The sequence below is a fragment of the Actinomyces sp. 565 genome (assembly GCF_010365615.1).
GTDB lineage: Bacteria > Actinomycetota > Actinomycetes > Actinomycetales > Actinomycetaceae > Actinomyces.
Window position 1 is genome coordinate 56,589 of the sequence record NZ_PIZD01000049.1, and the last position, 7,490, is coordinate 64,078.

Sequence of the window (7,490 nt, forward strand, 5' to 3'; positions counted from 1 at the left end):
TCTACTACAAGCGCGTCGGCAGGCCGCGGCGGACTGCCGGGAGGGTCGAACCTCATCCGACCAGCGGATACTGGCCCACCGGGTCCGCCGGGAGTGGGTAAAGTGCCAGCGTGCCCACCACACGACGTATGACCCCCTTCTACCGCTTTGCGGCCCGGGGGGCGATCATCCCCTTTCTCAAGGCGGTCTCTAAGCAGCACGTGACCGGGAAGGAGAACATCCCCCGCGAGGGCGGCTTCATCGCGGTGGCCAATCACCTGTCCAACCTGGACCCGCTCACCGCCATGCGCGCGCTCGTGGACGAGGATGTGCCCATCTACTCGCTGGCCAAGTCCCAGCTGTTCGAGATCCCCGTCCTCGGGCACGTGTTCCGCGCCGGCGGGCAGATTCCCGTGTACCGGGACTCGGCCAAGGCTGGTAACTCGCTGGTGGAGGCCGAGCGGCGGCTTGGCGAGGGCGACCCGATCATGATCTTCCCGGAGGGCACGCTCTCGCGCGACCCGCTGCAGTGGCCGATGACCGGGAAGACCGGTGCCGCACGCCTGGCGATGCGCACCGGTGTGCCTGTTCTGCCCATGGGGCAGTGGGGGGCGCAGGATGTTCTGGGCGCCTACGGCAGTGGCTTCCGCCCTTTTCCCCGCAAGGACGTGGACGTGCTGATCGGCAAGCCTTTTGACCTGTCTGAATTCGGGGAGGACACCTCCGATCACGCTGCCGTGCGCGGCGCCACCGCCGAGATCATGCGGCGCATTACCGAGCTGGTGGAGCAGCTGCGTGGTGAGAAGGCGCCCCGTCCCTTCGACATGAAGTACGACGGCGATCCGGGCAAGGGCAATATCGGTGTGCGCCGACCCGATCCGCCGAAGACGTCGGACGATGTGCGCCCGTCCCGGACGGGCACGCCCCCCGGCGGCCCAGGTGGCAATGAGAACGGCGACGAGCCCGAAACCGCCTCGGAGCAGCAGCCATGAGCCCGGTATCCGTCGACAAGGCCGCTGTTATCGGCGCCGGCGCCTGGGGTACCACCTTCGCCGGCCTGCTCGCCCAGGCCGGTGCACCTACCGTCATCTGGGCCCGCCGCCCGGAGGTCGCGGAGGAGATCAATGCCGGCACCAACACCCGCTACCTGCCCGGGGTGCGCCTGCCCGACATCGTCACCGCCACCACGGACATTCGGGAGGCCGTCGCCGGGGCTGGGCTCGTCGTGGTGGTGGTGCCCTCCCAGACCGCCCGCGGCGTGCTGACCCCGCTGCGCGGCTGCCTGGACGACGACGCCACCGTTGTCTCCCTGATGAAGGGGGTGGAGGCCGGGACGGGATTGCGCATGAGTCAGGTCATTGCCGAGGCGCTCGCCCTGCCCGCCAGGCGCATCGCCGTGGTCTCCGGCCCGAACCTGGCCGATGAGATCGCCGCCGGCCAGCCCACCGCTACCGTGGTGGCGGCGCAGGATGAGGCGGTGGCCGCGCGCGTGGCCGCGCTGTGCGCGACCGGAACCTTCCGCCCCTACACCAACACCGATGTGCTGGGGGTGGAGCTGTGCGGTGCAGTCAAGAATGTGATCGCCCTGGCCGTCGGTATTACCGCCGGACGTGGCTTCGGCGACAACTCCAAGGCCACGGTAATCACTCGCGGACTGGTGGAGATCACCCGGCTGGGCCTGGCGCTCGGGGCGAGCCCCGAGACCTTCGCGGGGCTGGCCGGCATGGGTGACCTGGTGGCCACCTGCTCCTCGCCGCTTTCGCGCAACCAGACCTTCGGGCGACGCCTGGGTGAGGGAATGAGCGTGGAGGAGGCCGCCGCCGCCTCGCGCGGTGTTGCCGAGGGCGCCAAGTCTGCGCGCGCTGTGCTCGACCTGGCCACCGCGCACGGGGTGGACATGCCCATCACCGCCGGCGTGGTCGCTGTGGTTGAGGGCGCCGCCACCGTTGAGGAGATCAGTGACGCCCTGCTGTCCCGCCCCCGCAAGGCCGAGGGCGTCAACGCCGCGCCGTTGACCTGAGCCGCCCCTCTCGCCGAGACCGGCACTTGTTACGTGCCGAGACCGGCACTTGTGACGCACCGATACCGGTATATATGGCGCAGCCTTGTAAACAACGTGTCTGAGGGAGGTTGTGGCTCCTGAGGCGGTGTGCGATGCCTGACGGTTCGTCACCAACGACGACGGTTCGTCACCAACGACGACGGTTCGTCACTTGGCACCAACGCTTCGGCACTTCCGGCGACGGTACGTACCCCCACCGTACGAACCGTCACAAGAAGGTACGAATCGCTGACCAGAACACACGAACCCTGACACGAAGGTACGAACCGTCGTCGCAACGCACGAACCGCCGTTCGCCGCGAACCAGGGGGAGTGGCGCCTGAACACGTTCGTGCTATGCGCCCTCAGTGCCGACCAAAAGCCGACCGATCGGTCCTCCCCGTTGCAGCGCTGCGACGACGCCCCGAGGACGTCGTCAGTCGTCGTCGATGTCGTCGTCGGCGACGTCGATCACCAGTCGGGTCGGGTTCGTCAGCGTGAAGATCCGGTAGGTCTGGGAATCGGTGCCCAGCACCACCTGGAACTGGTCCTCGAAGGCCAGGTCGATGTAGGCCTCCTCAATGCCCTCGTCGTCGTCACGCCCGAGGGCGTCGAAGTCGAAGCGCACCGGATCGGTGTAGGCCACCGCCTGCTGCTCCTCGCTGATCGGCATGGTTACGCCGGTGCCGGTGACCACCAGGGTGAAGTCGCCCTCGACGTTGATCGGGTCCCCCTTGCCCTGGGTGTGGGCCTGGTCGGTCCATTGCGCCGACCAGCCCGGGGTACCCTCACCGGAGAACTCCACCACGAAGCGGGAGTAGTCCTCGTCGTCATGGGAGCCGATGCGCACGTCGGAGATGACCAGTGCCGAGCCGTCGGCCGCCGCCTGGCCGTCGGCGCCGGTGCCCCAGGCTGGAGCGCCGGACGGGTCGGTCTCCTCCCGAGTGAGCGATCTGGTGCTGGTGGGCGTCTGCAAGGCGCTGGGGGACGCGGGTGCCGGGGAATCGTCGCTGGGCGCCGCGGGGGCAGTGCTGTCGGTGGGACCGGCGGTCACAGTCGGCGCGGATGCCTCCGGGGCGCCGTCGCCGGACCCGCAGGCGCCCAGTGCGAGCGTGCCGGTCAGTAGCAGGGCCAGGGTGGGGGTGAGCATGCGGGGGAGCGGGCTTGGGCGTGTCATGACGTCTCCTGACCTCGAGTGAACCGCGCGTGTGATGTCAATCATACGGCTAGGGGGTGGGGATGCATAGGGGCAGATGCCTCGGTACCGCTCAGGCGGCGCGAACTGCGTCGGGTGGTGACTTGACACCCGATCCGCCCAGGTAGCGGTAGCGTTGCCACCATGTCGGTCCCCAGCGCAGCAGGCGCAGTCAGCAATGGTGTAACCGCGGATTCCAGCCTCGTGAGCTCCGCGTCGGCCACATCGGCGAGCCCGGGCTCCCGGCCTGCCCGTCATGCGCGCAAGCCGCGGGTCGCCGTCGTCTTCGGCGGGCGCAGCGGCGAGCACACCATCTCCTGCGCCACCGCCGCCGGCGTGCTGGACGCCATCGACCGGGACCGCTACGACGTCGTGCCCGTAGGCATCACCCGGCAGGGCCAGTGGGTGCTCGTGGATGACGATCCCGACGCCCTGCGCCTGGACGATGCCCGCCCCCCGGTGGAGATCACCACCGACGGGCTCGGCCGCGGTGAACTCGCCATGCGGCTGGGAGGCGGGAAGCTGACCGCGATCACCCCCGCCGGCCCTGAGGTTCTCGGTGCCGTCGACGTGGTCCTGCCGCTGCTGCACGGCCCCTACGGTGAGGACGGCACCATCCAGGGCATGCTGGAGATGCTGGGCCTGCCCTACGTGGGCTGCGGTGTGCTCGCCTCCGCCGCCGGCATGGACAAGCAGGTCACCAAGGTCCTGCTGCAGGCCGCAGGCATCCCCACTGCGCCGCATGTGCTCGTCGAGCCGCACCGGTGGCGCCGGGACAAGGACGCCATCCTCGCCCAGTGCGCCGACCTGGCCCGCCCCCTGTTCGTCAAGCCCGCCCGCGCCGGATCCTCCCTGGGCATCAGCCGGGTGGAGGAACTTTCCGACCTGGAGGCGGCCATCGAGTCCGCCCGCGCGGTGGACCCCAAGGTGCTGGTCGAGTCCGGCATCGTCGGCCGCGAGATCGAGGTCGCCGTCCTCGCCGGACACGGCGACGACGCCCCCCGCGTGGCAGAGCCCGGCGAGATCGTCATGGACACCGCCCACGGCGCCGGGGAGTTCTACGACTACGAGACCAAGTACCTGGCCCATGACGCCGTCGCCATGGTCTGCCCCGCCCGCATCGCCCCGGCCGAGCGCGAGCTGCTTATGCGCCGTGCCGCGGAGGCGTTCATCGCCATCGGTGGGGAGGGGCTGACCCGGGTCGACTTCTTCCTCACCCCGGACGGGGAGGCGATCGTCAACGAGGTCAACACGATGCCCGGCTTCACGCCCTTCTCCATGTACCCCTACATGTGGCAGGTATCCGGGCTGCCCTACCGCGACCTGGTCACCGAGTTGATAGAACTGGCGCTGGAGCGCCCCAGAGATGTCAACCGCTGACACGCCCGCAGCCCGGGCAGGTGCCAGGCCGCTCCAGCACGGATACGGTGCCGGGCCGGCCGCCTCCGACGGTGCCGCCGTTGGCTCCGTTCCCGCAGTGGGCTCCGCCGCGACTGGCTCCGCTCCCACCGTCGCCGACCTGGGGGAGGAGGAGCTGCTGTCCGCCATTTCCCCGTTGCTGCCGCACGCGGCTCGCGTGCTGGTGCCCAGCGGGGACGACAGCGCCGTGATCCCCGCCCCGGACGGGCGCTACTGCGTGAGCACCGACGTGCTCGTCCAGGGAGAGCACTTCCGCACCGACTGGTCCACTGCTCGCGACGTCGGGGCGCGCTCCGCCGCCCAGAACCTCGCCGACATCGCCGCCATGGGGGCGCGGCCGACGGCTCTGGTGGTCAGCCTGGTGCTGCCGCGCACCACCCCGGTGCGCTGGGTGCAGGACCTGGCCCGCGGCTTCGCCGACGCGTGTGTGGGCACGGGCGCGGGCGTCGTCGGCGGTGATCTGAGCACCGGGGACCGGCTGGTCATCGCCGTCACCGTCCACGGCGACCTGGAGGGGCGCCGCCCGGTGCTGCGCTCGGGCGCCCAGCCCGGAGACCTCGTGGTCCACTGTGGCACGCTCGGCCGTTCGGCCGCCGGGCTCGCGCTGCTGCAGGCCGGCCTGGACGACCGCGATGGTGGCTGGGCCGACGTCGTCGCCGCCCGCTCCGATGCGCCGGGCGATACGGGCGCCGGTGCCGATGCGAAAGCCGAATACGGTGCCAGTGTGAAGACCCGCGACGGCGCCGCCGAGGCCGCCGCGTACTGCCTGCGCATCTACCGGGCGCCGTTTCCGCCGCTGGCTGCGGGGCCAGCCCTGGCCGACGCCGGAGCCACTGCCATGCTGGACGTCTCCGACGGGCTGCTGCGCGACGCGGACCGGATCGCCCGGGCCAGCGGCGTCGTCCTTGACATCGCCGATCCGGAAGACGGCCCGGGTACCGGGCCGGCGCATGACCTTGCCGTGCTGGAGCCGGTTGCGCGGCTGCTGCGCGAGGACGCCGCGGATGCGCGCGACCTGGCGCGGGCATGGGTGCTGACCGGGGGAGAGGACCACGGCCTGCTGGCCACGCTGCCGCCGTCGGCGGTCGACCGGATGCCAGGGGGTGGCCGGGTGATCGGAATCGTGCGCGCCCTGAGCGACGGCGAGTCGGCGGGCGCCCGGATCGGCGGGCGCGTGCCCGGCAGGCTCGGTTGGGATCACTTCAGGGCGTAGATGTCAGGCCCCGCCGCCATATCTACCGATTTCGGCACGTAACTTCTACCGATCTCGGCGAGGGGAGGGGCTGAAAGAAGTGAGCAAAGCGAAAGGCCGCCGTCCGCGGATGCGGGACGACGGCCTTCAGTGCCCTGCCGACGGGCGTGGCGCGCTCAGATGTTGCGCGTCACCTTGCCGGCCTTGAGGCAGGACGTGCACACGTTGAGGCGCTTGGGGGTGCCGTTCACGAGAGCACGTACACGCTGAATGTTCGGGTTCCACCGGCGGCTGGTCCGCACATGGGAGTGCGAGACGCTCTTGCCGAAGACGGGGCCCTTGCCGCAGACGTCGCACACAGCAGCCACGGTTCCACTCCTGAATCTTCTTGGTGTAAGCGCGCGGGCCTTTTACCCGGCGCCGGGTCTACCGCCCGGCGACACGGGTCGCGGGCAACCCCAGCACCTTATCGGAAACGGCTCGCCACCCCAAGCGGAGCGGGTATGGGCTCGCGCACACGTCTCCCGCTGAACTGCACGAGCACGGCAAAGGCAGATTACCCGTTAACCTGGCCTCAGGTTCCCAGCGGCAGGTGCGGAGCCCGCAACGCAGGCCCGCACCCGCCTGCCGGCACGACGTGAGTACAGAGAACGAATACGGGAAACGAATACGGGATTAGGAGAAGCGTGGCAGAACGCACCGGTACCCCCGCGACCGCGGGCACTGCGGCAGTGGCCCTGACCGCACCGCTCCTGCGCGCCTGGCTGGATGCCGCTCGTACAGTCGCCGGGGCCACCCGCGATCTGGTTGACTCCCTCAACGTCTTCCCGGTTCCGGATGCCGACACCGGGACGAACGTGCTGCTCACCGTCCGCTCCGCCTGCGACGCCCTGACGCTCCTGCCCTCCGGCAGTGACCTGGCCCAGGCGGCACGGGTTGCCGCAGACGGCGCTGTCCGGGGCGCTCGCGGCAACTCGGGCCTGCTCATCTCCCAGGTGCTCGCAGCCCTGGCCGACGTGTGCGCGCAGGCCCCCGACCCGGCCGCGCTGCGCCCCGTGGAACTAGTGCACGCTTATGAGCGTATTGCCGCCACGACCTGGAGTGCCGTCTCCCGGCCCGTAACCGGCACACTTCTCACCGTGGCCCAGGACGCAGCAGCAAGTGCCCGGAGGGTTCTGTCCGAGTCCACTGCCGCCAGCCCGGCGACGGCGTCGGCGGTGGCGGCCTCGGCCGCATTCGGCGCCCAGGAGAGCGTGGTGGAGACCGCGGGTCTGGGCCATGGCGCCGTCGACGCCGGCGGCGCGGCGCTGATGCTGATGTACACCTGCCTGTCGGACACCATCGACGGTGCCGGCCGGCAAGCCGGCCCCGCATCCCAGCCCTGTACCGACGTGGCCCGCCAGATGCTTGACGACCTGGTTGCCGCCGCCACCCACGGCTCCGGGGCGCGCGAGGACGCCGGCCCCTTCTCCACCGGGGAGTTCGAGGTCATGTACCTGCTGGAGGCCACCGCCGCTCAGGCCTCGGACCTGCGTCGCGACCTGGAGCGCATCGGTGACTCGGTAGGCGTGGTCGGTACCCCCGATGCGCTTGGTGTGGGCATGTTTCAGGTCCACGTGCACACCGACACCCCCCGTGCGGCCCTGCCTCGCCAGGGCCGCGCC

The 7,490-nt window shown here is 70.5% G+C and carries 7 protein-coding genes; 5 read left to right on the forward strand and 2 right to left on the reverse strand.

The genetic code is table 11. The features are described 5' to 3' along the window. Nucleotides 1–128 precede the first annotated feature (128 nt). Together GZ997_RS07835 and GZ997_RS07840 are read left to right on the forward strand one after the other, a co-directional pair. Nucleotides 129–971, forward strand: coding sequence for a lysophospholipid acyltransferase family protein (locus tag GZ997_RS07835; protein ID WP_162679562.1), 843 nt, complete (start codon nt 129–131; stop codon nt 969–971). Beyond that, nucleotides 968–1,999 (forward strand): NAD(P)H-dependent glycerol-3-phosphate dehydrogenase, encoded by a 1,032-nt coding sequence (locus GZ997_RS07840; RefSeq protein ID WP_162679499.1) that lies wholly within the window; start codon nt 968–970, stop codon nt 1,997–1,999. The genes GZ997_RS07835 and GZ997_RS07840 overlap by 4 nt, the downstream gene beginning before the upstream one ends. Nucleotides 2,000–2,456: 457 nt before the next feature. Here GZ997_RS07840 and GZ997_RS07845 read toward each other — a convergent pair whose 3' ends face one another. Next, nucleotides 2,457–3,197, reverse strand: a complete 741-nt coding sequence (locus GZ997_RS07845) for an AMIN domain-containing protein (protein ID WP_238994353.1) — start codon at nt 3,195–3,197, stop codon at nt 2,457–2,459. A 162-nt stretch (nt 3,198–3,359) separates the two neighbouring features. Here GZ997_RS07845 and GZ997_RS07850 point away from each other — a divergent pair, with 162 nt between their 5' ends. Both GZ997_RS07850 and GZ997_RS07855 read left to right on the forward strand, forming a co-directional pair. After that, nucleotides 3,360–4,595, forward strand: coding sequence for a D-alanine--D-alanine ligase family protein (locus tag GZ997_RS07850; protein WP_162679500.1), 1,236 nt, complete (start codon nt 3,360–3,362; stop codon nt 4,593–4,595). After that, a complete protein-coding gene (locus GZ997_RS07855; protein WP_162679501.1) occupies nt 4,582–5,847 on the forward strand; it encodes a thiamine-monophosphate kinase in 1,266 nt (421 codons plus the stop codon). The genes GZ997_RS07850 and GZ997_RS07855 overlap by 14 nt, the downstream gene beginning before the upstream one ends. Nucleotides 5,848–6,002: 155 nt before the next feature. Here GZ997_RS07855 and rpmB read toward each other — a convergent pair whose 3' ends face one another. Continuing rightward, a complete protein-coding gene (gene rpmB, locus GZ997_RS07860) occupies nt 6,003–6,194 on the reverse strand; it encodes a 50S ribosomal protein L28 (protein WP_073327266.1) in 192 nt (63 codons plus the stop codon). Nucleotides 6,195–6,512: 318 nt separating this feature from the next. Between rpmB and GZ997_RS07865 the strand changes: the two genes are divergently transcribed. After that, nucleotides 6,513–7,490, forward strand: a 978-nt coding sequence (locus tag GZ997_RS07865; RefSeq protein WP_162679502.1) for a DAK2 domain-containing protein, incomplete at its 3' end; no start/stop codon positions are given.

Coding starts and splice junctions, on each gene's coding strand:
- GZ997_RS07835 (WP_162679562.1), top strand. CDS start 129: ATGACCCCCTTCTACCGCTTTGCGGCCCGGGGGGCGATCATCCCCTTT.
- GZ997_RS07840 (WP_162679499.1), top strand. CDS start 968: ATGAGCCCGGTATCCGTCGACAAGGCCGCTGTTATCGGCGCCGGCGCC.
- GZ997_RS07845 (WP_238994353.1), bottom strand. CDS start 3,197: ATGACACGCCCAAGCCCGCTCCCCCGCATGCTCACCCCCACCCTGGCC.
- GZ997_RS07850 (WP_162679500.1), top strand. CDS start 3,360: ATGTCGGTCCCCAGCGCAGCAGGCGCAGTCAGCAATGGTGTAACCGCG.
- GZ997_RS07855 (WP_162679501.1), top strand. CDS start 4,582: ATGTCAACCGCTGACACGCCCGCAGCCCGGGCAGGTGCCAGGCCGCTC.